The organism is Amycolatopsis sp. NPDC004747 (assembly GCF_053601335.1).
Genome location: NZ_JBSGBQ010000005.1, coordinates 142,895 through 169,841 on the forward strand (window position 1 = coordinate 142,895; position 26,947 = coordinate 169,841).

Sequence of the window (26,947 nt, forward strand, 5' to 3'; positions counted from 1 at the left end):
CCGGAGTCAGGTCTGACGCGAGGATAGCCGCTCAGTTCTTGCGGGCCACCAGGGCCAGCTGGCTGGCCCGCTCCGGGTGTTCGCCGGCGTCGGCGGGGTCGTCCGGCCGCCACTCCGGCGTGAACACGACCCCCGGCGGCAGGATCTCGAAGCCGTCCACCAGGGCGCGCAGCTCCTCCTTCGAGCGCGCGACGACGTCCGTGACGCTCTGCTGGTAGAGCTCGGCCGCGCGGCGGACCTCCTCGCCCTGTCCTTCGAACGTGCCCGACGACAACGCCAGGTGACTCCCCGGCACGAGCGCGTCCCGGTAGGCCGCGATCAGCCCGGCCGGGTCGCGCGAGTCCGGGACGAAGTGGATGAACGCCGCCATGATCAGCATCACCGGCTCGGTGAAGTCGAGCAGCCGCTCGGTCGTCGGGTGCTCGAGGACGCCGGCCGGGACCTCCGCGTCCGCCTGCACCATCTCCGCGTTGGCGTTGTCCTTCAGGACGATCTCGCTGTGCGCCACCGCGATCGGCTCGTTGTCGACGTAGACCACCCGCGCGTCGGGGTCGATCGACTGGGCGACCTCGTGCACGTGCCCGACCGTCGGCATCCCCGAACCGATGTCGAGGAACTGCCGGATCCCCTGCGAAGCGCCGAACCGCACGGCGCGGCGCAGCCACCGCCGGTTGAGCAGGGCCAGTTCCCGGGCCTCCGGGCGCACCTGGAGGATCCGCTCGGCGAAGTCCCGGTCGATCGCGTAGTTGAGCTTGCCACCGATCAGGAAGTCGTACACGCGAGCCGCGTTCGGCTTGTCGAAGTCGACCCCGATGGTCGCGTGCTCGTCGGTCATCAGCGCTCCTTGCGGGCCACCAGCGCGAGGCCGCCCGACTGCTCCGGCGGGTCTTCGAGCGGTCCGTCCGGCCGCCATTCGGGCGTGAACACGATCCCCGGCGGCAGGATTTCGAAGCCCTTCACCAGCGCCCGCAGTTCGTCGGGCGAACGCAGCGTCAGCGGCGTGCCGCTCTTCTCGTACAGCGCGACCGAGCGCTGGGACTCCTCGCCCTGGCCTTCCCAGGTGCCCGACGACAGCGCGAGGTAGCTGCCCGGGGCGAGGACGTCGCGGTAGGTGGCGATCAGCCCGGCCGGGTCGCGCGAGTCCGGGATGAAGTGCACGAACGCCGCCATGATCACCATCACCGGCTCGCTGAAGTCCAGCAGCGCCTCGGTGGCCGGGTGCTCCAGGACCTCGTCCGGGCGCTCGGCGTCGGCCTGGACCATGGCGGCGTTGTCGTTGCCCTCCAGCACGATCTCGCTGTGCGCGACCGCGATCGGCTCGTTGTCGACGTAGACCACCCGGGATGCCGGGTCGATCGCCTGGACGACCTCGTGCACGTGCCCCACCGTCGGCATGCCGGAGCCGATGTCGAGGAACTGGCGGATCCCCTGCTCCGCGGCGAACCGCGCGGCGCGGCGCAGCCACGCCCGGTTGACCAGCGCCATGTGCTGCGCGTTCGGCAGCACACCCAGGATCTGCTCGGCGAACATCCGGTCGACGGCGTAGTTGAGCTGCCCGCCGATCATGTAGTCGTACACGCGCGCGGCGTTCGGTCTCTCGAGGTCGATGCCCCGCTTCGCGTGTTCGTCTTCGCTCATCCGCCGCTCCCGGGTCGAGGTGTGGTCCGTTTCTACAGCAGCGGCGGCACGACGGCGTCGATGAGGTGCGGGCCGGGCTCGGCGAAGGCGCGCTGGAGCTGTTCGGCGAGCTCTTCGGCGGTGGTCGCCCGCGTCGCGGGCACGCCCATGCCCTCCGCGATCTTCACGAAGTCCATGTCCGGCCGGGACAGGTCGAGCAGGTCGTTCGCCTTGGGGCCGCCCGAGGCCGCCCCGACGCGCTGCAGCTCCAGCCGCAGGATCGCGTACGCGCGGTTGTTGAGCAGCACCGTCGTGACGTTCAGGTTTTCCCGCGCCTGCGTCCACAGCGCCGAAATCGTGTACAGCGCGCTGCCGTCGGACTGCAGGTTCAGCACCGGCCGGTCCGGCGCCGCGACGGCCGCCCCGGTCGCCACCGGCATGCCGTAGCCGATCGCGCCGCCGGTCAGCGTCAGGACGTCGTGCCGCGGCGCGCCGGCCGTCGCCATCGGCAGCATCAGACCGGAGGTGTTGGCCTCGTCGGCGATGATCGCGTTCTCCGGCAGCAGCGCCCCGATGACGTCGACCCAGTTCTGCGGGGTCAGCGGCCCGCTCGGCAGCGACGGCCGCGACTCCGGCGCGAGCACCGGTTCGGTGTCCGCGGCGACCAGGTCGGCGACCTCGGCCAGCGCGCGGGTGACGTCCTGACCGACCGACGCGAGCGTGTGCACCTGGGCGCCTTCGGGCACCAGATCGCTCGCCTTGCCGGGGTAGGCGAAGAACGAAACCGGCGCCTTCGTCCCCGCGACGACGACGTGCTTGATCCCGTCGAGCTGGTAGGCGACCTGCTCGGCGAGGTAGCCGAGCCGCTCGATCGACGGCAGGCCGGCGCCGCGCTCCAGGCGCGCCGGGAACGTCTCGACGAACGCCTTCGCGCCGGTCGCGGCCGCGATCCGGCTCGCCGCACGCAGGCCTTCTTCACGGCACGCCTTGCCGCCGATGAGCAGCGCGACCGGCTCCCCGGTGCCGAACACCGCGGCGATGTCCTTGACGGTCGTGGCGTCCACGGCCTGCGGCACGCGCGGCGGCACCGGCGCGCAGGTTTCGCCGCCCTCGCCCCACGAAGCGTCGGCGGGCAGGATCAGCGTGGCGACGCGGCCGGGCGCGTCCTGGGCGGCGGCGACCGCGGCGGCGGCGTCCGCCCCGACGTCCTTGGTGTGCTCCGAGCGGCGCACCCAGCCTTCCAGCGAGCCGGCGACGGCCTCGATGTCCGACTCCAGCGGCGCGTCGTACTGCTTGTGGTAGGTCGCGTGGTCGCCGACGACGTTGACGATCGGCGTGTGCGCGCGCCGCGCGTTGTGCAGGTTCGCCAGGCCGTTGCCCAGGCCGGGGCCCAGGTGCAGCAGGGTCGCGGCGGGCTTGTCCGCGATCCGCGCGTACCCGTCGGCCGCACCGGTGACGACGCCTTCGAAGAGCGCCAGCACGCCCCGCATCTCGGGGACGGTGTCGAGCGCGGCGACGAAGTGCATCTCCGACGTGCCGGGGTTGGCGAAGCACACCTCGACACCGGCGTCGACCAGCGTGCGGATCAGGGACTGGGCGCCGTTCAGCTCGCTCATGCTTTTCCTTCGGGGAAGAGAACGCCGGGGTTGAGGATCCCGGCGGGGTCGAAGCTCTGCTTGATCCGGCGCATCAGCTCGATCTTCGCCGGGTCTTCGAGTTCGGAGTGGTAGTGCGCCTTGGTGCGGCCGAGGCCGTGCTCGCCGGAGATCGCGCCGCCGAGTTCCATGGCGTAGGCGAAGATGTCGGTGAGCAGCTGCTTCCGCTTGGCGTCGTCCTTGCAGAAGATGCCGAGGTGGACGTTGCCGTCCCCGGCGTGCCCGCAGCCCAGCGCGCCGCCGCCGGCGGCCATCGCGAGCTCACGCGCTTTCGAGATGAACCGCGGCATCGCGGTGCGCGGCACGACGACGTCGATCACGTCGTCGGCGCCGGCCGCTTTCGCCGTCCAGAAAGCCTTTTCGCGGGCTTCGATCAGCTTGCGGGCAGCGTTCCCTTCGAGGACGTAGACGTCGGTGGCACCCAGCTCGCCGAGCAGCTCGCCGACGGTCTCGACGTCTTCCTCGAGGCGTCCGGGCTCGCGGTTTTCCAGCGCCACCACGAGGTAGGCCTCGCTCGTCTCGCGGATCTTGTCCGGGACACCGAGTTCGAGCTTTTCGTTGTAGACGATGGCCGCCATCGTCAGGTTGTCGATGTACTCGAGGATGTGCGGCGCGAGCCCGCTGGAGAGGAGCTCCGGCACGGCGGCCATCACCTGGCCGAAGTCGCCGAAGGGGGCGAGCACGGTGGCGCCGTGGGCCAGCCGCGGGTGCAGCTTGACGGTGATCTCGGTGGCCAGCGCGAGGGTGCCCTCGGAGCCGATGATCAGCTGCGTGAGGTCGTAGCCGGTGGAGATCTTCGACGTCTTGCCGCCGGTCCGGATGATCTCGCCGGTCGGCAGCACGGCCTGCAGGCCGAGCACGTTGTTGCGGGTGACGCCGTACTTGACCGCGCGCATCCCGCCGGCGTTGGTCCCGACGTTCCCGCCGACGCTCGCGCTGAGCTCGCCGGGGTAGACGGTGTAGCCGAGCCCGGCTTCGGCGGTCCTGGCGTCGAGCTCGGCGAGGGTGACGCCGGGCTGGACGACGGCGACGTGGTTCCCGGTGTCGACCTCGAGGACGGCGTTCATCCGCTCGAACGAGATCAGCAGCCCGTCGGCCTGCGGCCGGGCCGCCCCGGACAGCCCGCTGCCGGAGCCGCGGGCGGTCACGGGGACGTTGTGCTCCGAAGCGGCTTTCAGCAGCTCCGCGACTTCTTCTGCCGTTGCCGGCTTCGCGACGTACGCGGGCTTCTGCGGCTCCGCCGTCAGTGCTTCGTCATGCGCGTAGTCCTCCGAGATGGCCTCGCCGGTGAGCAGGTTCCGCTCTCCGACGATCTCGGCCAGGCGTGCCGCCACGTCGCCCATCGGCAGTTCTCCTCCGCGCCGTCGCTGTGGTTACCGCAGCGTAGTACGTACCGGTGGTACGCCGCCATGAAGGATTTTCACGTTCTTGCGCGGAGGAGTTCCGATGGTCAGTTCGACGCGTTCAGGGCGTCCTGGAGCAGGGTCAGCGCCTGCCTCGCGACCACGTTGAACAGGCCCATGGTCGTGTCCGGCCGCGCGAACACGACCAGCAGGGCGGAACCCTGCACGGGGAAGACGCAGACGTGGCCGAGCGAGCCCTGGAACATCGCGCCCTTGGCCTCGCCGAGACCTGCCTGCCCGATGAACCTCGTGGCCAGCCCGACCGCGGCCGCGGACATGGCCGCCACGCTGTCGTCTTCGATCTCCTGGGTGGCACTGGCCAGCAGCAGGCCGTCCCGGCTGGCCACCAGGAGCCCGGTGATGTTGGCCCGGTCGACCTTGTCCTGGATCGAGTCGAGGGCCTTGGCCGTGGCCTTCGCTTCGGGGTGCTCCTGCCGGAGGCCTTGCCGGACGGGGAAAGCGTGGGCCGCACCTTGCGTGCGCGTCGGCAGCGGCAGCGGGGCGCCGGGTACTTCGGCCGGCATCCCGATCACACGACCAGCTCGGTTTCGATGTTCTTGAGGTAATGCCGGGCCAGTGCGAGGTTGGCTCGCTCGCGGTCCAGGACGAGGTACAGGAACAGGGCCGAGTCGTGCTTGGCCGGCTTCAGCAGGCGGATCAGGTGGTACTGGCGGCCCAGGGTGATGAGGATGTCCTCGATGTCGTCGTTGAGCCGCAGCGCGGAGATCACCCGCAGCTTGGAGCGGACGACTTCGGTGTTGCCCGCGGCCGCGGTGTCCAGGTCCAGCCAGTCGCCCCCGCCCAGCGTCCCGAGCGCCATCCCGCTCTCGTAGTCGACCAGCGCGGCCCCCACCGCGCCGGTGATGGAAAGGGCTTCCTTCAAGGCCGTTTCGATGTTCATGGGGCTCGTTTCTCCTTGTCCCGACGCCTCGACGTGCCGACCCGGTGGTCAGGTCCGATCACCCTAAAGTTGCCTGACGCGTCAGCATATCCCCGGATGGACCAATCCGGTTACTCTGTTCGCGATAACACATCACGCAGAGTGCAAGTTGCACGTTTTAGCTCAGGCTAAATCTCTGGTCGGGGACGGTCGTGACGGCGAAGCTTCCGGCATGACCTCGACGTACACCTTCGAAGACGGCTTTTCCGTGCACCGCCTGGGTTTCGGCGCCATGCGGCTGACGGAGTGGGACCACGTGAAGCCCGGCGCCGCCGCGGTCGCGCGCCGCGCGGCCGAGCTCGGTGTCACTTTCTTCGACACCGCCGACGCCTACGACCTTGGCCTGAACGAGGAACTGCTCGCCGACGCGCTCCACCCGTACCCGGGGCTGCTCATCGCGACGAAGTGCGGGCACGCGCGCCCGAGCCGCGGCGAGTGGGTGCCGCTCGGCCGGCCCGAATACCTCCGGCAGCAGGCGGAACTTTCCCTGCGGCGCCTGCGCGTCGACCGTCTCGACCTGCTGCAGCTGCACCGGCTCGACCCGCAGGTGCCGCTCGCCGACCAGATCGGCGCGCTCGCCCGGCTGCGGGACGAAGGCAAGGTCGCCCGGATCGGACTGTCCGAAGTGACCGTCGCGCAGCTGGCCGAAGCGCGCGCCATCGCGCCGATCGCGAGCGTCCAGAACCGCTACCACCTCACCGACCGCGCGTCCGACGACGTCCTCGAGTACTGCGAGCGCGAAGGGATCGCGTTCGTGCCGTGGCTCCCGATCGCCCGCGGCGACCACGCCACGGCGGGCGGCGTGCTCGCGAAGGTCGCGGCCGACGCCGGCGCGACACCGGCCCAGGTGTCCCTCGCCTGGCTGCTGCGTCGTTCGCCGGTGGTGATCCCGATCCCGGGGACGTCGTCGGCCGCGCACCTGGAGGAGAACTGCGCCGCTGCCGAACTGACGCTGTCGGACGAGGCTTTCGAGCAGCTGAACGCGCTGGGCTGAACCCCGGCCCGGCCGCGGGGTCCCCGCGGCCGGGTCCGGTCAGGCGCGCGCGAACGAGAGCGTCTCGCCTTCGACACCCCGCAGCCACAGGTCCTGCGCGGCCGCGGCCATCTCGGCCAGGCCCTCCTCGATCGTGGCGAACACGTTGCCGGGCACCCAGCCCGCGTCGCCGTTGATCAGCAGGTTGTTGCGGCCGTAGAAGATCGCCAGGTCGGTCGCGCCCTGGTCGCTGTGCGCCTCGCTGCCTTCGTCGTAGCCGTACGCCGGGTTGCCGATTTCCCAGGCCTCGAAGCCGAAGTACACGACGTCGCCGGGAATCGGCGTGATCGTCGGGTTTTCCCGCCCCGGCTTGGGTTCCGCGAACGGCGGCACGAGCGTGTAGACCTCGTTGCGCGCGTACTTGGCGTGGTAGGCGGAGCCGCTCTGCGGCAACGCGTCCCAGACCGCCTTGCAGGTCCGCGGGGCCTCGTCGTCCAGCAGCCGGGCGCGGCAGGAGACACCGCGCTTGTCGAGGGTGATCGTGATGTACCGGGCCATGCTCAGCTCCCCGTGACCGATGCGACGACGTCTCCCCAGATCCGCAGCGCATCGTCGACCTGCTCGGCGGTGACGACCAGCGGCGGCACCATGCGGACGACGTTCATGTACGGCCCGCAGGTGAGCAGCAGCAGGCCGTTCTTGGACGCCGCCTGCTGGGCGGCGGCCGCGGTCGCGGCGTCCGGTTCCCCGCCGTCGGTGGTGAACTCCGAGCCGACCAGCAGCCCGAGCCCGCGCACCTCGCCGATCGACGGCGTCTTGTCCGCGATCACCCGCGCGCCTTCGAGGAGCTGGCGGCCGCGCTCGGCCGCGTTCTCCACGAGGTTCTCCCGCTGGATGACTTCGAGCGTCGCGATCGCCGCGGCGCATGAAACGGCGTTGCCGCCGTACGTCCCGCCCTGCGATCCCGGAAGCGCCTTCGCCATCAGCTCCTGCGAAGCGGCGATGCCGGACAGCGGGAAACCGCTCGCCAGGCCCTTCGCGATGAGGACGATGTCGGGGGAGACGCCGAAGTGGTCGTGGCCCCAGAACTTCCCGGTGCGGCCGAAACCGGTCTGGATCTCGTCGAGGACGAGCAGGATGCCGTGCCGGTCGGCGCGTTCGCGCAGGCCCGCCATGAATTCCGGGTTCGCGGGGACGTACCCGCCCTCGCCGAGCACCGGCTCGACGAAGATCGCCGCGGTCTCGCTCGGGGCGCTGACCGTCTGGAAGAGGTAGTCGAGCTCGCGCAGGGCGAACTTCGTCGCGGTCTGCTCGTCCCAGCCGTAGTGGTAGGCGTACGGGAACGGCGCGACGTGCACGCCGGCCATCAGCGGGCCGATGCCGGCGCTGAACCGCGTCCCGGACGTCGTCATGGTCGCGGCCGCGACGGTCCGGCCGTGGAAGCCGCCCTGCATGACGATGACGTTCGGGCGCTTCGTCGCCTGGCGCGAGAGCCGCAACGCCGCTTCGACCGCTTCGCTGCCCGAGTTCGCGTAGAAGAGCGAGTCGAGCCCGCTGGGCAGGACCTCGCCGAGGCGTTCGGTCAGCTCGAGGAGCGGCTTGTGCATGACCGTCGTGTACTGGCCGTGGACGAGCTTGCCGATCTGCTCCTGCGCGGCCCGCACGACGTGGGGGTGGCAGTGCCCGGTGCTCGTGACGCCGATGCCGGCGGTGAAGTCCAGGTGGCGTTTGCCGTCGACGTCGTAGAGGTAAACCCCTTCACCGTGGTCGACCACGACGGGCGTTGCCTGCTTGAGCAGCGGAGAGAGCTGGGCCACAGCGTGCTCCTCGGTCGGTCCGATCGGGTTGTCGATTGTTGACAATATCCATAGCATGGCCCTCGGGACAACACGTGAGGAGCAGGTCGGGATGAGCGCGAGCACCGAGGCCGGCGTCGTCGAGGCGGTCGGCAAGGAACTGTTCATCGGCGGCAAGTGGGTCGCCGCGCAGGACGGGAAGACGTTCCCGGTGGTCGACCCCGCCACCGGCAAACAGCTGTGCCACGTCGCCGACGCCTCTCCGTCGGACGGCGTCGCGGCACTGGACGCCGCGGTCGCGGCCCAGGCCGGCTTCGCGAAGATGGCGCCCCGCGAGCGCGGCGAGATCCTGCGCCGCGCCTACGAACTGCTGATGCAGCGCCAGGAGGACCTGGCGCTGCTGATGACCCTGGAAATGGGCAAGCCGCTCGCCGAGTCGAAGGGCGAGATCGCCTACGCCGCGGAGTTCTTCCGCTGGTTCGCCGAGGAGGCCGTCCGCATCGACGGCGGCTACGCGACCGCCCCGAACGGCGTCGGCCGGTTCCTGATCACCAAGCAGCCGGTCGGGCCGACCCTGCTGATCACGCCGTGGAACTTCCCGATGGCGATGGGCACCCGCAAGATCGGCCCGGCGATCGCCGCGGGCTGCACGTCGGTGATCAAGCCCGCCGCCCAGACGCCGCTGTCGATGCTCGCGCTGGCCGGCATCCTCGCCGAGGCCGGCCTGCCCGAAGGCGTGCTCAACGTCGTCACGACCAGCGACTCCGGCGGCGTGATGGAGCCGCTGATCCGCGACGGCCGCGCCCGCAAGCTGTCCTTCACCGGCTCGACCGGCGTCGGCCGCAAGCTGCTGGAGCAGTGCGCCGACAAGATCCTGCGGACGTCGATGGAGCTGGGCGGCAACGCGCCGTTCCTGGTCTTCGACGACGCGGACATGGACGCGGCCGTCGACGGCGCGATGCAGGCGAAGATGCGCAACATCGGGGAGGCGTGCACCGCGGCGAACCGGTTCTACGTGCAGCGCGGCGTCGTCGACGAGTTCGCGCGGCGGCTGACCGAGCGCATGCAGGCGCTGCCGATGGGGCGTGGCACCGAGAAGGACGTCGTGGTCGGCCCGCTGATCGACGACAAGGCCGTGGACAAGGTGACCGAGCTGGTCAAGGACGCCACCGACCGCGGCGCCCGGGTCCTCACGGGTGGCTCGGGGGTCGACGGGCCGGGCCACTTCTACCAGGCCACCGTGCTCACCGACGTCCCGCAGGAGGCGCGGCTGACGCACGAGGAGATCTTCGGGCCGGTCGCCCCGATCACGCCGTTCGACACCGAAGAAGAGGCGGTGGCGAAGGCGAACGACACCGAGTTCGGGCTCGTCTCCTACGTCTTCACCAGCGACCTCAAGCGCGCGCTGCGGGTCTCGGAAGCGTTGGAGGCCGGGATGATCGGGCTCAACCAGGGCATCGTGTCGAACCCGGCGGCGCCGTTCGGCGGGATCAAGCAGTCCGGGCTCGGCCGCGAAGGCGGCTCGGTCGGCATCGACGAGTTCCTGGAGACCAAGTACATCGCGGTGGCCCTGTGACGGCCTACCGCTTGGCGAGCATCCCCGGCGACGGGATCGGCGTGGACGTCACGGTCGAGGCCCGGAAGGTCCTCGACCGGGCGTCCGCGCTCTTCGGTTTCTCGTTGGAGTGGACCGAGTTCGACTGGAGCTGCGAGCGGTACGCCCGGGCCGGCGCGATGATGCCGGAGGACGGCGTCGCGCAGCTGTCGGCGTTCGACGGGATCCTGCTCGGCGCGGTCGGCTTCCCCGGCGTCCCGGACCACGTTTCGCTGTGGGGCCTGTTGATCCCGCTGCGGCGGGCGTTCCAGCAGTACGTCAACCTGCGCCCGGTGCGGCTGCTGCCGGGCACGACGTCCGTGCTGGCCGGGCGGAAGGCCGACGAGCTGGAGCTGGTCATCGTCCGGGAGAACTCCGAAGGGGAGTACTCGGCGATCGGCGGGCGGCACAACGCCGGCCGTCCGGACGAGTTCGTGCTGCAGGAGTCGGTGTTCACGCGCGTCGGTGTCACGCGGATCATCCGGTACGCGTTCGAACTGGCGCGGACGCGGTCTTCGCGCGTCTGCTCGGCGACGAAGTCGAACGGGCTGATCCACTCGATGCCGTTCTGGGACGAGATCTTCGCCGAGGTCGCCGCGGAGTTCCCGGACGTCCACAGTGAACAGATGCACGTGGACGCGCTGGCCGCGCGGATGGTGCAGGCGCCGGACCGGCTCGACGTCGTGGTGGCGTCGAACCTCTTCGGCGACATCCTCAGCGACCTCGCGGCCGCGATCACCGGCGGGCTCGGCATGGCACCGTCCGGAAACATCAACCCATCGGGTGAACATCCGTCGATGTTCGAGGCGGTCCACGGGAGCGCTCCGGACATCGCGGGGCAGGGGATCGCCAACCCGGTGGCGCAGGTCCTGGCGGCCGCGATGCTGGTCGAACACCTGGGCGAAACCGTTGCGGCGCAAGCGATCCGCGCCGCGGTGGACCGGGTGCTCGACGAGGGCCGCGTGCGCACGCCCGACCTCGGCGGCACGGATACCACAGAACGGCTCGGCACGGCGGTGGCCGAAGCGCTGGGCTGAGTTTTTGTCGGTGCCCTCCGGCACGGTGGACCACGAGCCCACCGAGGGGGAGGAGTCACCGATGTGCTTCGAGTGCGAGAACCGGGACAGACCCGGGTACCTGGACCGGCTTCGCGGCGGCGTGGCCGCCCGGGGCTGGCTGGTGCAGGGCGTGGAGGGGGCCGGGCCGTACCCGCCGTGGGCCTACACGATCGGCCTGAGCGGGTACGGCCTGCCGGAGCTGGTCGTGACCGGCTTGCCGATGCTCGCGGCCGGAAACCTGCTGAACTCCCAGGCCGCCGAGGTCCTGCGCGGCTCACCACCGGCGGCGGGCGAACGCATCCCGCTGCGCGACGGCCCGCTGGTGGAGGTCGTCGAGCTCGCCGAGCCGTCGGTCCACCTGGTCTTCGCGGCGGCGCTGTACGGACCGGAAATCCGGGCGCTGCAACTGGTCCACGCCGACACCCGGGGCCGCTTCCCCTGGTCCCCGGACTACCGGGACGGCCAGGCGGGCCAGCCGGTGCTGGGGGTGCGCCGTGCCCGCTGACGCCGTGCCCGGAAAGCCCTCCCGCCCACGCGGGATGGCCGCGGGATCCAGGAAGCTTCACTCACCGGGACGTGCCGCTGAGCGGTGTGTGGTGGTGGGACCGCCCGCCGCTTCGCCGGAATTCCGGTCGCGCGTGCGCAATCGGCTGGGCCCGGGCGAGCCGCATGATGCACACGCGGACGATCTCGACCGCGAGCTCCGGGATCGCGCCCCAGCCCGAGTCCGCCTGCGCCAGCCGGTCTTCGACGGCGTTGAGGACCTCGGCGAGGGCGACCTCGGCGTGCGGTGTCACCTCGCGTACGGCCTCGGGCAGGAAGGCCAGGATCTGCTGGATCGAGGCGCCCTGCCCGGACAGCGTCCGCGCCGCGAGCACCGCGCGGGCGCCGTTGAGTTCGAGGGTCCCGTCGGTGTGCCGGACCAGCACCCCGGCCTCGACCAGGTCGGCCAGCAGCCCCGGCTGCCGCCGCACGGCCTCCCGGATCGCGGGGCCGAGGTCGGTCAACTCGCCGAGCACCAGGTCGGGTTCCAGCAGCGCGCGGACCGCGTCCAGCGGCAGGCCGCGGCTCTGGAACTCGAGCACCTGCCGCATCCGGGCCAGGTGCTGCTCGGTGTAGCAGGGCGTGCGGCCGACGCGCGCCGGCGGCGGGAGCAGGCCGCGGGCGTGGTAGGAGCGGATGGTCCGGGAGGACAGCCCGATCGTCGCCGCGAACAGGTCGGCGGTCATCAGCGCATGGGTGTCCAGGCGATTTCTCGGGCCGCCCTCGTCACCGCGCATGACACCGCCCGCCCGTCTGCGGTGCGGAAAAGAAAGCGCTGCTCGGAAAAGAATAAGGATGCACAGTTTCCCCTCGTCCCGATGATCATCCAAGAACCGGGATCACTCCCCGTTCGAATTGTGCCAGCGGCGCCATAAGTAGGACATAAGTATTGCCCCGATGGCCTATCAATGCGGCACATGCTGCGTCGAAGGGCGGCATCCGGTGCGCGCGAAAGGAGCAGCAACCAGCCATGTGGCGTTCTTCCGGAAGGAATCGCTTCCTCTTCTTCGAATTTGCGGAACAGCGTGCTAACGCGCCGTCAAGAAACGTCGGCGGTGCCACCGTGTCGCGTGCACATCCGGGCCGGCTGATCGGGAGGCCGGCGGGGCGCCGGCCGGCGGGCGTCCGCCTGCCGGCTCGCCGAGCCGGGATTGCCGGTCACGACCGCAATCCGATCGTCACCGACAGGCCGCCGTCCTCGCCCGGCACGGCGTGGATCGTGCCACTGTGCGCGCGCACGATCGAGGCGACGATCGAAAGGCCGAGCCCGACGCCGCGGCCGCGGCCCGTCCGGTCCTCGCGCAGCTGGCGGAACGGCTCGAACAGCGCGGGAATCGCGTCGGCGGGCACCACCCGGCCGGTGTTGGTCACCGTCAGCGCGGGTTCGGCGGCCACGCGGATCCGGACCGAACCGCCCGGGTGGTTGTACTTGATCGCGTTGTCGATCAGGTTGGTCACCAGCCGGTCGAGGAGCAGCCGGTCGCCGCGCACGGTCCGCGGCACGAGCTCGGTGTCGAGCGCGATGCCCTGTTCCCCGGCCGAAACCCGGTGCTGCAGCACGGCCTGGGCGACGACCTCGTCGAGCCGGACGTCGGTGCGGTCCCGGAGGCCGCGGTCGCTGCTCGCGAGCACCAGCAGTCCGTCGATGAGTTCCTCGCTGCGCGCGTTCACCGTCAGCAGCCGCTCGCACAGCCGCCGGGCGGGCGCGTCGGCGGGCATCTTGGCCATCGCGACCTCGACCATCGTCCGCTGCGTGGCCAGCGGGGTGCGCAGCTCGTGCGACGCGTTGGCGACGAACCGGCGCTGGCTGTCGAACGATCCGGCCAGCCGGTCGAGCATCTCGTCGAAGGTGTCGGCGAGCTCGGTCAGCTCGTCGCGTGGGCCGGGCATCCGGATGCGCTCGTCGAGGCTGTCCGCGCCGAGTTGCCGCGCGGTGGCCGTCACGCGGTGGACCGGGCGCAGCAGCCGGTGCGCGGCCACCCAGCCGAGCCCGAGTGCGAGCACCGCGGTGGCGGCGAGGGCGATCCCGGACTGCACCACGAGCGTGTTCAGCATGTCGGCCCGGTACTGCTCGATGTTGCGCTGCACGACTTCGGAGCTCGTCCCGCCGCTCGGCCGGGGTCCGCCGAGGTTGACGCTCTCGGCCGGTGCCGTCGTCTGGTCGGCGGAGTCCTGCCTCGCGTACCCGGGCAGCGCGCCGCGCACGAGCAGGAAATTGAGCCCGAGCAGAACCGTGCCGCTGACCAGCAGCAGCCCGGCGAAAACGATCGCGAACCTGGTTTTCACGGAGAATCGGCGGACCATGGCTCCCAGTCTGACGAAATCGGCCGTAAGCCGGGCATAAGGACCGATGCTTACGACCGGGAGATCACCCTGCGGGTACACCTTTCCTGGACACGGAAACCCGGGAGGTACAGACCATGAGGGCGAAAAGCCGAATGATCTTCGCGGTGCTGGCCACCGCGCTGACCGTGACCGCGTGCGGCCCGGCCGACGCCAGCCGGGACGTCGCGTCGGTGCCCACGACGTCGGCGACAGGAACGTCCGGTGCGGACCGGAACGGTGCCGAAGACCCGTTCACGAAATGCATGAAGGAGAACGGGGCCGAACCGGGGACCTCGCTCGGCGAAATCGGAAGCGGCACGGTGACGCAGGGAACGCAGTCACCGGAGCAGCAGCGCAAACAGCAGGAGGCGATGGCGAAATGCGGTAAGTACCTACCCGACGGGGGGAAGCCTCAGCCGTTGAGCCCGGAGGCGCTGGAGCAGGGCCGCAAGTTCGCGAAGTGCATGCGGGAGCAGGGAATCGCGTTCCCCGACCCGGATCCGAACACCGGCGGGTACCAGGCGCAGCCCGGTGCCGTCGTCGAGCCGATCCCGCAGGGCGTGAACATCAACGACCCTGCCGTGCGCGCCAAGTACGACAAGTGCGCGCAGGTCGCGGGCGGCGCGTCGGCCGTCCGGCCGACGAAATGACGGCGGGTCCCGGCGTCGCCCGGCGGCGGCGCCGGAGAAGGGCCGGTCTCGTCGCGGTCGCTGTCGCGGTACTAGCCACGACGGGCGTGGTCGGTTTCACCCGGTGGTCGGCGAAGGGGCGCACGGAAGTGCCGAAGACGCCGTCCGCCCCGGCGACGGCCGAGGTGGCCAAGACCGACCTGGTCGACCGGATCACGGTGACCGGCAAAGTCGGCTACGGCCCCGGCCGTCCGGTCACCTCGGCGAGACCGGGCACGCTGACCTGGCTGCCCGACCCGGGCGCCGTGATCGACCGCGGCCGCCCTCTCTACGCCGTGGACGCCAAGCCGGTGATCGTCCTCTTCGGACGGACGCCGGCGTACCGCGACGTCGCGGAAGGCGCGGAGGGGCCGGATGTGCGGATCCTGCAGGAGAACCTCGTCGCACTGGGCTATCGCACGGCCGACAAGCCCGGCACGTTCGGCGCGTCGACGACAGCCGCGCTGAAGCGCTGGCAGAAGGCGCTGCGGGTCGAGCAGACCGGCCGGATCGCGCTGGGCGAGGTCGTCGTCATGCCCGCGGCGGTGCGCGTCGCCACGGTGTCCGCGCAGCTGGGCGCGCCCGCCACCGGCGAGGTGCTGACCGTCGGCGGTACCGAGCGGCTGGTGACCGTCGAGCTCGAGGAGGCGCAGCGCGGCCACGCGGCCGTGGGCGCCAAGGTCCGGATCGAGACCGCCGACAGCCACGACACGCCCGGCACGATCCGCGCGATCACGGCGAAGTCGGCCGACGACAAGTCCGGCGGCAAGACCACGAAGTACGACGTCACCGTAGCGCCGGACGACCCCGGGGCGAACCTGGCCGAAGGCGGCTCGGTCGACGTCGGGTTCGACGGCGAGAAGCACACCGGCGTGCTGGTGGTGCCGGTCGAGGCATTGCTGGCGCCGCGCGAAGGGGGCTACGCGCTCGAGGTGGTCGAAGGCGCTTCGCGACGGTTGATCCCGGTCGAGCTGGGCCTGTTCGCCGAAGGCAAGGTCGAGGTGTCCGGTCGCGGCTTGGCCGCGGGCATGCGGGTGGTGACCGCGTCGTGAGCGCCGTACTGGAACTCGAAAGCGTCACGAAGGTCTACGGCGGCGGGGTCGCGGCGCTGCGGGACGTCTCCCTGCGGGTCGGGGAAGGGGAGCTGGTCGCCATCGTCGGGCCGTCCGGCTCCGGCAAGTCGACCATGCTGCACCTGATGGGCACGCTCGACCGGCCGAGCGCCGGCCGGGTGCTCATCGGCGGCCAGGACACCGCGAAGCTGGCCGACCGGCGGCTCGCCGCGCTGCGCGCGGGCTGGATCGGGTTCGTCTTCCAGCAGTTCCACCTGATGCCGGGGATGACCGCGCGGGAGAACGTCATGGCCGCCCAGGTGTACCGCGCTGTCCCGCCCCGGCGCCGCCGGGCCGCGGCCGACCGCGCGCTCGCCGGTGTCGGTCTCTCCCGGCGGGCGGACCACCTGCCGGCCGAGCTGTCCGGTGGCGAGCAGCAGCGGGTGGCGATCGCGCGCGCGATGGTCAACCGGCCGATGCTCGTGCTCGCCGACGAGCCGACCGGGAACCTCGACTCGGCGGTCGGCGCGGACGTGCTCGCGCTGCTGCGCGAGCTCAACGCGTCGGGGACGACGATCGCGCTGATCACGCACGACCTGGCGATCGCCGCTGCGCTGCCGCGGCGGGTCGAAATGCTCGACGGCGAGCTGCGGTACGACTCGGGGGTGCGGGATGCCTGAACCACCCGAACCGGTTCGCCTGGGCCCGCGCGAACTGCTGAGCCTCGGCACGGTCGGCCTGCGCACCCGTCCGATGCGAACGGCGCTCGCGGCGCTGGGCATCGCGATCGGCATCGCCGCGCTGATCGCCGTCGTGGGGATCCCGGCGTCCAACCAGGCGGCACTGCAAACCGAGCTCGAAGCGCTGGGCCCGAACCTGCTCACCGTGGCGCCGGGCCGCGATGTGGCGGCGGGAAGCGACGCGAAGCTCCCCGCGACAGCGCCGGCCATGATCCGGCGGATCCCGCCCGTGCAGTCGGTCAGCGCGACCGGGACGACGTCGGCGACGGTGCGCCGGACCGACCGCGTTCCGGCCGGGGAGACCGGCGGGATCCGGGTGTGCGCGGCGAACCTCGACCTGCTGCCGGTGCTGCACGGCACGGTGCGGACCGGGACGTTCCTCACCCCCTCGACCGCGGAGCTGCCGGTGACCGTGCTCGGCGCCCGCGCCGCGGAACTGCTGGCCGCCGAGCCGGGCCGGCTGGTGTGGATCAAGGATCGCTGGTTCTCCGTCGCCGGCGTGCTGGACGCGCTGCCGCTCGCGCCGGAGATCGACAACTCGGTGCTGGTCGGCTGGCCCGCCGCCGAGCGGCTGCTCGGCTTCGACGGCAGCCCGGGGTTCATCTACCTGCGGGCGGACTCGCCGGCCGTGGACACGGTGAAGTCGGTGCTCGGCCGGACCGTGAACCCGTTGCACCCCAACCAGGTCCTGGTGAGCAGGCCGTCGGAGGTGCTGACCGCGCAGCGGTTCGTGGAGCGCGCGTACTCGGCGCTGTTCCTCGGGCTGGGGGCGATCGCGTTGCTGGTCGGCGGTATCGGCGTGGCCAACACGATGGTCATCTCGGTGCTGGAGCGGCGGCGCGAGATCGGCCTGCGGCGGGCGCTCGGTGCGACCCGCGGCCACATCGGCGGCCAGTTCCTCGCGGAGTCGGTGCTGCTCGCCGGGCTCGGCGGCGCGCTCGGCCTGCTCGTCGGCGTCGCGGTGACCGCCGGGTACTCGGCGGCGCAGGGCTGGCCTGCCGTCCTGCCGCCCGCCGTGCTCGCCGGTGGTGCCGGGGCGGCGGCCGCGGTGGGCGTGCTGGCCGGGGTCTATCCCGCGGTGCGGGCCACCCGGCTGACGCCGACGGAGGCATTGGCCAGCACGTGAGAACGGGACCGGGCCCGTGGCCGAGGGGCGGCCACGGGCCCGGAGTTCAGCCGACGGGTCTCGACCGAGGTCGAAGCAGGGTGGTGGTCGATCACCAGGGACTGCTCGCGATCGGTGCTGCCGCCACGGTCGCCGGTGCCACCGTCGACGGGGGTGGTGGTCGATCATCAGGGACTGCTCGCGATCGGTGCCGCCGCCACGGTCGCCGGTGCCACCGTCGAACGGGGTGGCGGTCGATCACCACGGACTGCTCGCGATCGGTCCCGCCACCACGATCGCTGGTGCCACCGTCGCGAGGCCGCCCGCGAGCGTGAGGGCGGCGAGCGGAATCTTCGCCGGCCCGCCGATCCGTTGCGTCAAGGGCATTTCTCGTCCTCGTCGTCGGAAAGGGCCCGTGACCAAGGGGCGAAGTCACGGGCCCGGCGTCCGATCGCGGTCAGCCGATCGAGTCGATCCAGGAACCGGTGCGCTGGTACGGGTAGCAGTCGGTCGAAAGGTGCACGTAGCCGTTCTGGAAGTAGCCGGTGGCGATGTAGCCGTAGCCCGAGCAGTACGACCGCAGGCGGATGGCGCCGGAGTAGATGTTGCAGTACGCGTCGGCGCGGTAGTAGCCCAGCGTGTAGGTGCAACTCCAGGAAGCCTGGACACCGTCCGCCGACTGGACGGCGGCGGGCGCCGCGGTGGCGGCTGCCGGTGCCACGGTGGCGAAACCACCCGCCAGCACGAGCGCGGCGAAGGAGATCTTCGCCGTCTTGCCGATCGAGGAAACCCGCTCTTTCAAGGTCATTTGTGTCCCTCCAGGTGTCGGATTTTGCCGAACACCGGAAAGAATGTCCCGGAATTCCCGCGCCACTAAGAAATGGAAGGGAGAACTTCCAGGTTGAGGCCTCTTAGCAGTACTGCTGCGACGCGGGAAGAAATGGAAGAAATCGCTTCCACGGTCGGCGCTTATGGCGGCCTTATCCGCGCGCTGGCACAATGATCCGGTGCGCGTACTCGTGATCGAGGACGAAGTGATGCTCGCGGAGGCCGTCGCAGAGGGCCTCCGCGAGGCGTCGATGGCCGTGGACCTGTGCTTCGACGGCGCGGACGCCCTGGAACGCCTGGCGGTGAACCGCTACGACGTCGTGGTCCTCGACCGCGACCTGCCCGGCGTGCACGGCGACGACGTGTGCCGCGCGGTCGTGGCCGACGGCGGTGAGACGCGGGTGATCATGCTGACCGCGGCCCGCGAGGTACCCGAACGGGTGCACGGCCTCGCCCTCGGCGCGGACGACTACCTGACGAAACCGTTCGCCTGGGACGAGCTCCTGGCGCGGGTCCAGGCGCTCGGGCGGCGGGCCCGTGCGGCGGTGCCGCCGGTGATGCGGGTGGCGGGCATCGAGCTGAACATCCCGCTGCACCAGGTGACCCGCGGCGACCGGCACATCTCGTTGTCCCGCAAGGAGTTCGCCGTGCTCGAAGTGCTGATGCGCGCGGAAGGCGGCGTGGTCAGCGCGGAGAGCCTGCTGGAACAGGCCTGGGACGAGAACATCGACCCGTTCACCAACGCGGTCCGGGTGACGATCATGACCCTGCGCCGCAAGCTCGGCGACCCGCCGGTGGTGCGGACGATCCCCGGGATCGGGTACCGGCTGCGAGCCTGAGACCGGCCCCGGACGCCCGGACCACGCGAGCCGACCGCCCAATCACGCGAGTCGACTACCTGATCACGCGTGTCGACCGCCCAATCACGCGAGCCGACCGCCTGATCACGCGTGTCGATCGTTCAATCACGCGAGCCGACCGCCTGATCACGCGTGTCGACCGCCCAATCACGCGAGTCGACTGCCTGATCACGCGCTTCCCGGCACCGGCGGCACTTGCCCGTCCTTCAAGCTCGTGCCCGGCGCGAGCCGTTGCACCGCGTCCTCCATGTGGGCCTCGAGCAACGCCAGCGCCGTCTCCTCGTCGCCGGCGCGCAGGGCCTGGATGAGCCTCGTGTGCTCCTCCACGCGCTCCTCGACCCGCTGGTACGTGCTCTGCAACGCCGTCAGGCACATCCGCGTCTCGATCAGCAGCGTCCGGGCCATCCGCACGAGCCGCTTGCTGCCGGAGGCGTTGATCAGCGCCTCGTGGAACTTCAGGTCCGCGGTGGAGAGCGCGGTCGGGTCGTCCTCGCTCGCCGCGGTCGCCATCTCGGCGACGGTCTGCTCGAGCAGGTCCGCGATCCGGTCTCGGTCGCCGCCGCGCAACGCGCGCTGCATGGCCGCCCGCTCGATCGCGGATCTGGCCGCGTAGATGTCGTAGACGTCGCCCGGCTCGAGGTCGATCACGAACAGCCCGCGGTGTCTTTCGCTCCGCAGCAGTCCTTCGGACACCAGGTGCTGCATGGCTTCCCGGAGCGGCCCCCGTGACACCTGGAACCGCGCGGCCAGCTCGGTTTCGCCGAGCTGGGTCCCGGGCGGGAGGGCGCCCGTCATGATCGCGTCGCGCAGCTGGCGCGCGATGACGGCGGCCGTCGACTCGCGGCTCACCGGTTCGATCTCGGGCAGCATACCCGGAGGCAGGGCCATCTCAGGCGCCCCCGTGCGGCAGGTGCCGGAAGAGCGCGCCGAGCGAGCGGACGAGCCGGTGCTGCCCGGTCAGGCGCAGGCCCTCCCAGACCGTGACCTGGTTGGCGGTCAGCACGGGCTTGCGGAGCGCGGCCTCCACGGCGTTGATCTCGCCGAGGGTGCGCATGGCGGTGTCCGGCACGAGCACCGCCTGGGCGTCCGGGTGGTCGTGGCTCACGGCGAGCTCGACGACGGCCTCCGGGGTCATCGCGCCGACCTCGGCCGCCGTGACGATGTCGGCGCTGGCCATCGAGACCACCTCGATGCCGCCGGCCCTGAGGAAGTCCACGAACAGCCGGGCGATGTCGTCCGGGTAGCTGGCGGCGACGGCGACCCGCTTGACGTCCAGCGCCCGCGCGGCGTGCACGAACGCGAAGGAGGTGCTGGAGGCCGGGACGCCGGCGACGGCGGCGAGGCGGTCGGTCTGCTCGCGGGCGCCTTCCCAGCCGTAGACGAAGCTGCCGCTCGTGCAGGCCCAGATGACCGCCGCGGGCTCGTGCTTGGCGAGGAGGGCGGCACCGTCGGCGAGGCGGGCTTCGCTGCCGAGGTCCAGCAGTTCGGCCACCGCGTGCTTGTCGGTGCCGTAGATGTGCTCGACCGCCAGCCGGATGTCGCCTTCGTCGACGGCCATGCCGCCGAGCAGCTGCTCGGCCAGCGGGTAGTCGTCTTCGGCCGCGTGGTCGGGGTAGATGAAACCGATGGTGGTCACGGAACCTCCGGAGGGGACGCAAATTGTCGACAATCCTAGAGGGGTGGTCAAGGAAAACCCTTCACGACACGTCACGAAGCCACCTCCCGGGTCCGACGATGGGAAGGTTCATCCGGCGCAGGCACGCCCACATGGTCAGCTGGTTCGCGGTGAGCACCGGTTTGCCGAGCGCGGCCTCCAGTGGCTCGATCAGGTCGTAGGTGGGGAGGTTGGTGCAGCTGACGAAGATCGCTTCGGCGTCGCCGTGGTCGGCGGCGAGGATGCGCTCGGCGATGGTCCGGTAGCCGACCTTCCAGATGCCGCCGCCCAGGCCGAGGTGGTCGCTGGCGACGGTCACGACGTCGAGCTCGGCGAGGAAGCCGTGCAGGGCGTGGGTCAGGTCGGCGTCGTACGGCGTGAGCACGGAGACGCGGTGGAGGTCGAGCTGGTGCAGCACCTCGGCCAGCGCGCCCGAGGTGGTGACGGCGTCCGGGGCGCCGGCGTCGCAGATCGCCTTGGTCAGCGAGCGCTCGTAGTCGACGCCGTTGACGAAGCTGCCCGACGTGCAGAGGTAGGCGACGACCTCGGGCTCGACGTGCAGCACGTCCCGGGTGGCGCTGGCCAGGTGGTGGCTGTCGCTGACCAGGCGGGCCATCTCCATGCTGACCGGCACGGGCTCGTACGGCGTGCGGGCGAGGTGGAGGGACACCTCCATCGGCACCCAGCGCCAGAGCTCGCGCTCCAGCGCGAGGTCGAAGGGGGCGATGACACCGATGCCCCGCTGGGCCAGCGGGCCGTCGAACGCCAGGAAGTCGAAATCCAAGGCTCAGCCTCCGGAATACGTCTGTGCTTGACAGTCCGGTGCTCCGGGGGTCGTTCCTCGGATTGTTGACAATCATACGAGTGACTTTTACCGTGTCAACGTGATCGCCTCGGAACACCGGGAACGCCCCGTCCTGGCAGTGCTCTGCGGCGAGTCCCGCCCACCGGACATGCGTGCTGTCGAATCCGGGGCGGTCGTGCGTTACACGGACGCGGCGGGCCTCGCCGAAGCGCTGTCCGGAGCGGATGCCCTCTTCGTCTACGACTTCCTGTCGACGGCCGTGCCACAAGCGTGGCACGCGGCCGACCGGCTGCGTTGGCTGCACATCGCCAGCGCGGGCGTCGACCCCGTGCTGTTCCCCGGGCTGCGCGAGAGCGACGTGGTCCTGACGAACTCGCGGGGCGTCTTCGACGACGCCATCGCGGAGTACGTGCTGGGCGTGGTCCTCGCCTTCGCGAAGGACTTCGCGCGCTCGTACGACCTGCAGCGCGAAGGCCGCTGGCAGCACCGCGAGACCGAGCGGATCGCCGGGCGCGAGGTGCTGGTCGTCGGCACCGGGCCGATCGGCCGGGCCATCGCGCGGCTGCTGCGCGCGGCCGGGATGCGGGTCAGCGGGGCCGGCCGCCGGGAGCGCATCGGGGACCCGGACTTCGGCGTCGTGCACGAGTCCGCACGGCTCACCGAGGTCCTGCCGCACGCGGACTACGTCGTTGCCGTCGCGCCGCTGACCGAGCACACGAAGGGCATGTTCGACGCGCGGGCGTTCGCCGCGATGAAGCCGTCGGCGCGGTTCGTCAACGTCGGCCGGGGCGAGCTCGTGGTGACCTCGGACCTGATAAAAGCGCTGGAAAGCAACGCCATCGCCGGTGCCGCGCTCGACGTCTTCGACACCGAGCCGCTGCCCGCCGAAAGCCCGCTGTGGACACTGCCGGACGTGCTGGTCTCGCCCCACATGTCCGGTGACTTCATCGGCTGGCGGAACACGCTGGTCGAGGTGTTCACCGAAAACTTCCGCCGCTGGCGCGCTGGGGAGCCGCTGCGCAATGTCGTCGACAAGACGCTCGGCTACGTGCCGTCGGGGAACCAGGGAGCCGGATGAACGACAGGATGCTGACCGCCAGCGAGCTCGTCGCCGCCTACGCGACCGGCGAGCTTTCGCCGGTCGAGGCGACGCAGAACGCGTTGCAGGCCATCGAAGCCCGGGACGGCGAGTGCAACGCCTACTGCCTCGTCGACGCCGACCGCGCGCTGGAACAGGCCAAGGCGTCCGAGGTCCGCTGGCGCGACGGTAACCCGATCGGGTGGCTCGACGGCGTGCCGTCCTCGATCAAGGACATGTTCCTCACCCAGGGCTGGCCGACCGTCCGGGGCTCGAAGAGCATCGACCCGGACCAGCCGTGGGACGTCGACAGCCCGGTCGCCGCGCGGATGCGCGAGGCGGGCCTGGTGCTGCTGGGCAAGACGACCACGCCCGAGATCGGCTGGAAGGGCGTCACCGACAGCCCGCTGTGCGGCATCACGCGCAACCCGGCGGACCCGTCGAAGACGGCGGGCGGGTCGAGCGGCGGCAGCGCCGCGGCGGTCGCGGCCGGAATGGGCGAGCTGTCGGTCGGCACCGACGGCGGTGGCTCGGTGCGGATCCCGGCGTCGTTCTGCGGCATCGTCGGGCTGAAGCCCACCCACGGCCGGATCCCGCTCTACCCGGCCAGCCCGTTCGGCCCGCTCTCGCACGCCGGCCCGATGGCGCGGTCGGTGGACGACACCGCGCTGCTGCTGGACGTCCTGTCCCTGCCCGACCACCGCGACCCGGCCGCGCTGGCGCCGCCGGCGGGGTCGTTCCGCGAGGCCGTCCGGCGGGACGTGCGCGGGCTGATCGCCGCGTTCTCGCCGACGCTCGGCTACGTCGACGTGGACCCGGAGGTGGCCGCGATCGTCGCGGAGGCGGTGCGCGCGCTCGGGGACGCCGGCCTGCACGTCGAGGAGGCCGATCCCGGGTTCACCGACCCGAAGCCGGCGTTCGACGTCCTGTGGTCCTCGGGGGCGGCGAAGCTGCTGGACTCGTTCCCGCCCGGGTCGGCGGACCGGACCGACCCCGGCCTGCGCCGGGTCTGGGAGCTCGGCGGGAAGTGGACGGCGAGCGACTACCTCGACGCGACCGCCGAGCGCGCCGCGCTGGGCATCCGGATGGGCGGGTTCCACACGCGCTACGACGTGCTGATCACGCCGACCCTCCCGATCGCCGCGTTCGAAGCCGGGCACGACGTGCCGCCGGGCAGCGGGCTGAGCGAATGGCCGGAGTGGACGCCGTTCACGTACCCGTTCAACATGACGCAGCAGCCGGCGATCAGCGTGCCGGCCGGGCGCACGTCGGCCGGGCTGCCGGTCGGCCTGCAGATCGTCGGGCCGCGGCACTCGGACGACCTGGTGCTGGCCGTGGCGAAGCTGCTGGAGGAAGTCCGGCCCTGGGCGCCCGCCTGAAGCACACGTGAGGGTGAAACCCGGACCGGGGCGGGCGAAGCTGTGCCACTGTCGGCCGGGTGAACGCTCAAGGCTGGCGGTACGAACGAGCCATCCCGACCGTCGACGTCACCGGGGAGCCGGCGCGGGTGGTCGTCGGCCTGGTCGAACAGGGCGACCGGCTGGCCGCCGCGCTGCGGGTGGACGGCGGCGGGGCGGCGCTCGTCCCGCTGGAAACCGGCGGCGAGCTGCTGAAGGCGCTGCGCGAGACGCTCGAGAGCTGGTGGCGTCTCGACGGCCACCGCGACCTGACGCCGGAGCCTCAGGCCCGGCGGTGACGCGGTCAGCCGACGCCGAGCTCGCGCAGGCGGCGCTGCCCCGGTTCGGTGATCCGCAGGGCGCGGCCGCGTGGCCGCCGACGTACCCAACCGGCGTCGAGGAGCGCCGTCAGGAGCGCGTTTCCCAGCGCCCCTGCGAGGTGGACGGTGCCGTGCGACCAGTCCTGGCACGCGCGAACCGCCGGTCCCGGGCCCGGCAGCTCGCCGATGCCCAGTGCCGCGAGCAGCCGGTGGTCGAAGGTGCGCACCACGCTCGTCTCGCCCGGGGCCAGGTCGTCGACGACGCCGTCCTCGCGCAACGCCACGGCCAGGTCGATGCCCAGCTGCCCGGCCAGGTGGCCGTAGCACACGCGGGCGCGCAGGAGCGGCCCCGCGGGTGGGTCGGGCTGGAGCCGTTCCGGCAGGCGTGGTGGTGCGAGCGCCGCGAGTGCCTCCACGAGCTGGGCCACCGCCGGGCCGGCGAGCCGGTGCAGCCGCTGCCGTCCCGCGTCGGTCACCTGGATGAGGCCCGCTTCGCCCAGGCGGCGCAGGTGGGAACTCGCGGTGGAGGGCGCGATCCCGGCGACCGTCGCCAGCGCCCGGGCGGTGTGCGCGCCGCCGTCCATCAGCTGCAGCAGCATCGCGGCCCGCGCCGGCTCGCCGATGGCCTGGGCGACCGCCGCGATGTCGGGCTCGCCGGGCATGGTGCGAGCGTAGCCGGGGAACCGTTCGCTCCGGATCGAACTGTTCCTGTGCCACCCTGCGGCCGTGACCGATCGCTACTTCGAAGACTACGTCCCGGGCGTCACCCACGAATGCGGGAGCGTCGAGGTGACCGGCGCCGAGATCCTGGACTTCGCCCGGCGCTACGACCCGCAGGAGTTCCACGTCGACGCGGCCGCGGCGGCGGACGGCCCGTTCGGCGGACTGATCGCCAGCGGCTGGCACACCGCGAGCCTGATGATGCGGCTCTACGCGGAGCACTACCTGTCCGCGGCGTCCAGCCTGGGCAGCCCGGGCGTCGACGAGCTGCGCTGGCCGCGTCCGGTGCGGCCGGGCGCCGTGCTGCGGCTGCGGGCCACCGTGACCGAGGCCCGTCGCTCCCGCACGAAGCTCGATCGCGGAGTGGTGCGGACGCGGGTCGAGTTCCTCGACGGCGACGAGGACGTCGTGTTCAGCGCGAGCATCCTGAACCTCATCCGGGTGCGCTCTGCCGGACCAGGCCCCGCACCTGCGGGTTGACCAGCACGACCGCGGTCGCGCCGACGATCAGGGCCGCGCCGCCGAGCAGCGTCGCCGACCGGCCGGCGTGCTCCGCGAGCGGGCCCGCCGCGATCTGGCCGAGCGGCATCGCGACGAACGAGCCGAGCATGTCGTAGGAGTAGACGCGGGCGAGCTTGTCCGGCGGGATGTTCTCCTGCAGCGACACGTCCCAGGCGACGGCGAACTGCTCGATGGCGATCCCGGAGAGGAACATGGCGACCAGCAGCGGCAGCAGGTACGGCGTCTCGCCGAGCGCCAGCATCGGCAGGGCGTCGACCAGGATGAAGGCGACGCCGATCGCGAGCATCCGCCGCGGCTGCCGGCGGGCGGCGATGATGCCGCCGAGCAGCGCGCCGGCGGTCTGCACGGCCAGCGCGAGGCCCCAGCCGGTGCGGCCGAACGTGTCGTCGGCGACCAGCGGGCCGACCACCAGCAGCGCGCCCGCGTTCACGGCGTTGACCACCATGAACTGCAGCACCACGAGCCAGACCCAGGACCGGGCGCGGAACTCCCGCCAGCCTTCGGCGAGCTCGCTGAACGGACGGCGCCGGCCCGGCGGCCGTTCGCCCTGCGGCAGCCGGATCCGGCGGTAGGCCAGCGCGGCGGCGAGGAACAGCAGGGCGTTCCCGCCGAGCGCCCAGCCGGAGCCGGCGAAGGCGACGAGCACGCCGGCGAGTGCGGCCCCGGCGATGCGGCCGACGTTCGACAGCAGCCGGACCAGCGCGTTCGCCGGCGCGAGCAGCGCGGCGGGCACGGTCAACGGCGTGAGCGAGGCGGCCGCGGGCAGGGAGATGGCCGAGACGGCGCCGTTGACCAGGCTGAGCCCGGCCAGCAGCGGAACGGACGCGAACCCCCCGAGGACGCTCGCGGCGATGGCGGCCTGCGTGAGGGCGGCGGCGGTTTCGGTGCCCTGCAGGATGACCGACCGCGGCAGCCGGTCGGCCAGCATCCCGCCGAACAGCACGAGCAGCACGTTGGCGAGCGACCGGGCCCCGACGACGAGCCCGAGGTCGACGGCCGACCCGGTCAGGTCGACGACGGCGAAGGCGAGCGCGAAGGGCGCGACGGCGTTGCCGAAGTCGGCCAAGGTCCGGCCGGTGACGAGGGCGCGGAACCGGGTTTCCCGCAGTGGCGCGGCGAGTGACGTGGTCATGGGAGCGGCTCCGGCCGGGCGGAGAACCGGGTCCGCCACGGGCACCGGCCGCGGCGGGCAGTGGGGACGCTTGTCATGCTCCGGTTGCGCGGGCCTGCGGAAACAGGCGTGTCGTGGTGGCGCGGGTCAGCCGCCGATGGGTGATGCGCGGGGCCCGGGGGC

The 26,947-nt window shown here is 71.7% G+C and carries 30 protein-coding genes; 13 read left to right on the plus strand and 17 right to left on the minus strand.

The genetic code is table 11. From position 1 onward, the window contains the following. Positions 1 to 31 precede the first annotated feature (31 nt). The 6 genes from ACWEGE_RS09475 to ACWEGE_RS09500 all read right to left on the minus strand — a co-directional run bounded on the left by ACWEGE_RS09475 (position 32) and on the right by ACWEGE_RS09500 (position 5,576). The gene (locus ACWEGE_RS09475; RefSeq protein WP_449659982.1) at positions 32 to 835 is read right to left on the minus strand and encodes an SAM-dependent methyltransferase; all 804 of its coding nucleotides are present in this window, start codon (positions 833 to 835) and stop codon (positions 32 to 34) included. Continuing rightward, a complete protein-coding gene (locus tag ACWEGE_RS09480; protein ID WP_449659983.1) occupies positions 835 to 1,638 on the minus strand; it encodes an SAM-dependent methyltransferase in 804 nt (267 codons plus the stop codon). Before ACWEGE_RS09480 ends, ACWEGE_RS09475 begins: the two co-directional genes overlap by 1 nt. A 32-nt stretch (positions 1,639 to 1,670) precedes the next feature. Beyond that, positions 1,671 to 3,233, minus strand: a complete 1,563-nt coding sequence (locus ACWEGE_RS09485; protein WP_449659984.1) for an acetolactate synthase large subunit — start codon at positions 3,231 to 3,233, stop codon at positions 1,671 to 1,673. Beyond that, positions 3,230 to 4,615, minus strand: a complete 1,386-nt coding sequence (locus ACWEGE_RS09490; protein ID WP_449659985.1) for an FAD-binding oxidoreductase — start codon at positions 4,613 to 4,615, stop codon at positions 3,230 to 3,232. Before ACWEGE_RS09490 ends, ACWEGE_RS09485 begins: the two co-directional genes overlap by 4 nt. Positions 4,616 to 4,722: 107 nt before the next feature. Next, positions 4,723 to 5,199, minus strand: a complete 477-nt coding sequence (locus ACWEGE_RS09495; RefSeq protein ID WP_449659986.1) for a roadblock/LC7 domain-containing protein — start codon at positions 5,197 to 5,199, stop codon at positions 4,723 to 4,725. A 5-nt stretch (positions 5,200 to 5,204) separates the two neighbouring features. Further along, complete coding sequence (locus ACWEGE_RS09500) at positions 5,205 to 5,576, minus strand: hypothetical protein (protein ID WP_449659987.1); 372 nt, start codon at positions 5,574 to 5,576, stop codon at positions 5,205 to 5,207. Between the two features lie 211 nt (positions 5,577 to 5,787). On the opposite strand from ACWEGE_RS09500, the gene ACWEGE_RS09505 reads away from it, so the two are divergent. Then, positions 5,788 to 6,609 (plus strand): aldo/keto reductase, encoded by an 822-nt coding sequence (locus ACWEGE_RS09505; protein WP_449659988.1) that lies wholly within the window; start codon positions 5,788 to 5,790, stop codon positions 6,607 to 6,609. Between the two features lie 39 nt (positions 6,610 to 6,648). On the opposite strand, the gene ACWEGE_RS09510 is transcribed toward ACWEGE_RS09505, so the two are convergent. Beyond that, positions 6,649 to 7,146 (minus strand): DUF3830 family protein, encoded by a 498-nt coding sequence (locus tag ACWEGE_RS09510; RefSeq protein WP_003079597.1) that lies wholly within the window; start codon positions 7,144 to 7,146, stop codon positions 6,649 to 6,651. A gap of 2 nt (positions 7,147 to 7,148) precedes the next feature. Further along, positions 7,149 to 8,405, minus strand: a complete 1,257-nt coding sequence (locus ACWEGE_RS09515) for an aspartate aminotransferase family protein (RefSeq protein ID WP_449659989.1) — start codon at positions 8,403 to 8,405, stop codon at positions 7,149 to 7,151. Positions 8,406 to 8,496: 91 nt separating this feature from the next. On the opposite strand from ACWEGE_RS09515, the gene ACWEGE_RS09520 reads away from it, so the two are divergent. The 3 genes from ACWEGE_RS09520 (at position 8,497) to ACWEGE_RS09530 (ending at position 11,541) form a co-directional block, all read left to right on the plus strand. Continuing rightward, positions 8,497 to 9,960 carry an NAD-dependent succinate-semialdehyde dehydrogenase gene (locus tag ACWEGE_RS09520; RefSeq protein WP_449659990.1) on the plus strand — a complete coding sequence of 488 codons (1,464 nt, stop codon included), beginning with the start codon at positions 8,497 to 8,499 and terminating at the stop codon, positions 9,958 to 9,960. Next, positions 9,957 to 11,015 (plus strand): tartrate dehydrogenase, encoded by a 1,059-nt coding sequence (locus tag ACWEGE_RS09525; protein WP_449659991.1) that lies wholly within the window; start codon positions 9,957 to 9,959, stop codon positions 11,013 to 11,015. The genes ACWEGE_RS09520 and ACWEGE_RS09525 overlap by 4 nt, the downstream gene beginning before the upstream one ends. Positions 11,016 to 11,076: 61 nt before the next feature. Then, entirely contained in the window at positions 11,077 to 11,541 is a 465-nt protein-coding gene (locus ACWEGE_RS09530; RefSeq protein ID WP_449659992.1) for a DUF4262 domain-containing protein, read from the plus strand. Positions 11,542 to 11,602: 61 nt separating this feature from the next. On the opposite strand, the gene ACWEGE_RS09535 is transcribed toward ACWEGE_RS09530, so the two are convergent. Beyond that, positions 11,603 to 12,265: a MerR family transcriptional regulator gene (locus ACWEGE_RS09535; RefSeq protein WP_449659993.1), complete on the minus strand. Its 663-nt coding sequence runs from the start codon at positions 12,263 to 12,265 to the stop codon at positions 11,603 to 11,605. 472 nt (positions 12,266 to 12,737) lie between these two features. Continuing rightward, positions 12,738 to 13,865, minus strand: a complete 1,128-nt coding sequence (locus tag ACWEGE_RS09540; RefSeq protein WP_449659994.1) for a sensor histidine kinase — start codon at positions 13,863 to 13,865, stop codon at positions 12,738 to 12,740. A 134-nt stretch (positions 13,866 to 13,999) separates the two neighbouring features. Here ACWEGE_RS09540 and ACWEGE_RS09545 point away from each other — a divergent pair, with 134 nt between their 5' ends. The 4 genes from ACWEGE_RS09545 (at position 14,000) to ACWEGE_RS09560 (ending at position 17,490) form a co-directional block, all read left to right on the plus strand. Further along, positions 14,000 to 14,554, plus strand: coding sequence for a hypothetical protein (locus ACWEGE_RS09545; protein WP_449659995.1), 555 nt, complete (start codon positions 14,000 to 14,002; stop codon positions 14,552 to 14,554). 86 nt (positions 14,555 to 14,640) lie between these two features. Further along, on the plus strand, positions 14,641 to 15,624 hold the full coding sequence (locus ACWEGE_RS09550; protein ID WP_449659996.1) for a peptidoglycan-binding protein: 984 nt from the start codon (positions 14,641 to 14,643) through the stop codon (positions 15,622 to 15,624). Further along, a complete protein-coding gene (locus ACWEGE_RS09555) occupies positions 15,621 to 16,304 on the plus strand; it encodes an ABC transporter ATP-binding protein (RefSeq protein ID WP_449659997.1) in 684 nt (227 codons plus the stop codon). Before ACWEGE_RS09550 ends, ACWEGE_RS09555 begins: the two co-directional genes overlap by 4 nt. Further along, positions 16,297 to 17,490, plus strand: a complete 1,194-nt coding sequence (locus ACWEGE_RS09560) for an ABC transporter permease (RefSeq protein WP_449659998.1) — start codon at positions 16,297 to 16,299, stop codon at positions 17,488 to 17,490. Before ACWEGE_RS09555 ends, ACWEGE_RS09560 begins: the two co-directional genes overlap by 8 nt. 237 nt (positions 17,491 to 17,727) lie before the next feature. Here ACWEGE_RS09560 and ACWEGE_RS09565 read toward each other — a convergent pair whose 3' ends face one another. Both ACWEGE_RS09565 and ACWEGE_RS09570 read right to left on the minus strand, forming a co-directional pair. Then, entirely contained in the window at positions 17,728 to 17,856 is a 129-nt protein-coding gene (locus ACWEGE_RS09565) for a hypothetical protein (RefSeq protein WP_449659999.1), read from the minus strand. Positions 17,857 to 17,926: 70 nt separating this feature from the next. Then, on the minus strand, positions 17,927 to 18,277 hold the full coding sequence (locus ACWEGE_RS09570) for a hypothetical protein (RefSeq protein ID WP_449660000.1): 351 nt from the start codon (positions 18,275 to 18,277) through the stop codon (positions 17,927 to 17,929). 199 nt (positions 18,278 to 18,476) lie between these two features. Here ACWEGE_RS09570 and ACWEGE_RS09575 point away from each other — a divergent pair, with 199 nt between their 5' ends. After that, positions 18,477 to 19,136 (plus strand): response regulator transcription factor, encoded by a 660-nt coding sequence (locus ACWEGE_RS09575; RefSeq protein ID WP_449660001.1) that lies wholly within the window; start codon positions 18,477 to 18,479, stop codon positions 19,134 to 19,136. 189 nt (positions 19,137 to 19,325) lie between these two features. Here ACWEGE_RS09575 and ACWEGE_RS09580 read toward each other — a convergent pair whose 3' ends face one another. The 3 genes from ACWEGE_RS09580 to ACWEGE_RS09590 form a co-directional block, all read right to left on the minus strand. Continuing rightward, on the minus strand, positions 19,326 to 20,045 hold the full coding sequence (locus tag ACWEGE_RS09580) for a GntR family transcriptional regulator (protein ID WP_449660002.1): 720 nt from the start codon (positions 20,043 to 20,045) through the stop codon (positions 19,326 to 19,328). Between the two features lies 1 nt (position 20,046). Continuing rightward, positions 20,047 to 20,793 (minus strand): maleate cis-trans isomerase family protein, encoded by a 747-nt coding sequence (locus ACWEGE_RS09585; RefSeq protein ID WP_449660003.1) that lies wholly within the window; start codon positions 20,791 to 20,793, stop codon positions 20,047 to 20,049. Between the two features lie 61 nt (positions 20,794 to 20,854). Beyond that, positions 20,855 to 21,595: a maleate cis-trans isomerase family protein gene (locus tag ACWEGE_RS09590; protein WP_449660004.1), complete on the minus strand. Its 741-nt coding sequence runs from the start codon at positions 21,593 to 21,595 to the stop codon at positions 20,855 to 20,857. Positions 21,596 to 21,695: 100 nt separating this feature from the next. Here ACWEGE_RS09590 and ACWEGE_RS09595 point away from each other — a divergent pair, with 100 nt between their 5' ends. From ACWEGE_RS09595 to ACWEGE_RS09605, 3 genes are read left to right on the plus strand one after another with little or no spacing between them, the layout of a single operon-like run. Continuing rightward, positions 21,696 to 22,694, plus strand: a complete 999-nt coding sequence (locus tag ACWEGE_RS09595) for a D-2-hydroxyacid dehydrogenase (protein ID WP_449660005.1) — start codon at positions 21,696 to 21,698, stop codon at positions 22,692 to 22,694. Then, a complete protein-coding gene (locus ACWEGE_RS09600; RefSeq protein WP_449660006.1) occupies positions 22,691 to 24,073 on the plus strand; it encodes an amidase in 1,383 nt (460 codons plus the stop codon). The genes ACWEGE_RS09595 and ACWEGE_RS09600 overlap by 4 nt, the downstream gene beginning before the upstream one ends. Positions 24,074 to 24,132: 59 nt before the next feature. Continuing rightward, the gene (locus tag ACWEGE_RS09605; RefSeq protein WP_449660007.1) at positions 24,133 to 24,390 is read left to right on the plus strand and encodes a hypothetical protein; all 258 of its coding nucleotides are present in this window, start codon (positions 24,133 to 24,135) and stop codon (positions 24,388 to 24,390) included. Between the two features lie 5 nt (positions 24,391 to 24,395). Here ACWEGE_RS09605 and ACWEGE_RS09610 read toward each other — a convergent pair whose 3' ends face one another. After that, positions 24,396 to 25,073 (minus strand): ArsR/SmtB family transcription factor, encoded by a 678-nt coding sequence (locus tag ACWEGE_RS09610; protein WP_449660008.1) that lies wholly within the window; start codon positions 25,071 to 25,073, stop codon positions 24,396 to 24,398. Between the two features lie 64 nt (positions 25,074 to 25,137). Here ACWEGE_RS09610 and ACWEGE_RS09615 point away from each other — a divergent pair, with 64 nt between their 5' ends. Then, the gene (locus ACWEGE_RS09615; RefSeq protein ID WP_449660009.1) at positions 25,138 to 25,611 is read left to right on the plus strand and encodes a MaoC family dehydratase; all 474 of its coding nucleotides are present in this window, start codon (positions 25,138 to 25,140) and stop codon (positions 25,609 to 25,611) included. Here ACWEGE_RS09615 and ACWEGE_RS09620 read toward each other — a convergent pair. Continuing rightward, positions 25,565 to 26,785: an MFS transporter gene (locus tag ACWEGE_RS09620; RefSeq protein WP_449660010.1), complete on the minus strand. Its 1,221-nt coding sequence runs from the start codon at positions 26,783 to 26,785 to the stop codon at positions 25,565 to 25,567. The genes ACWEGE_RS09615 and ACWEGE_RS09620 overlap by 47 nt on opposite strands. Between the last annotated feature and the right edge of the window lie 162 nt (positions 26,786 to 26,947).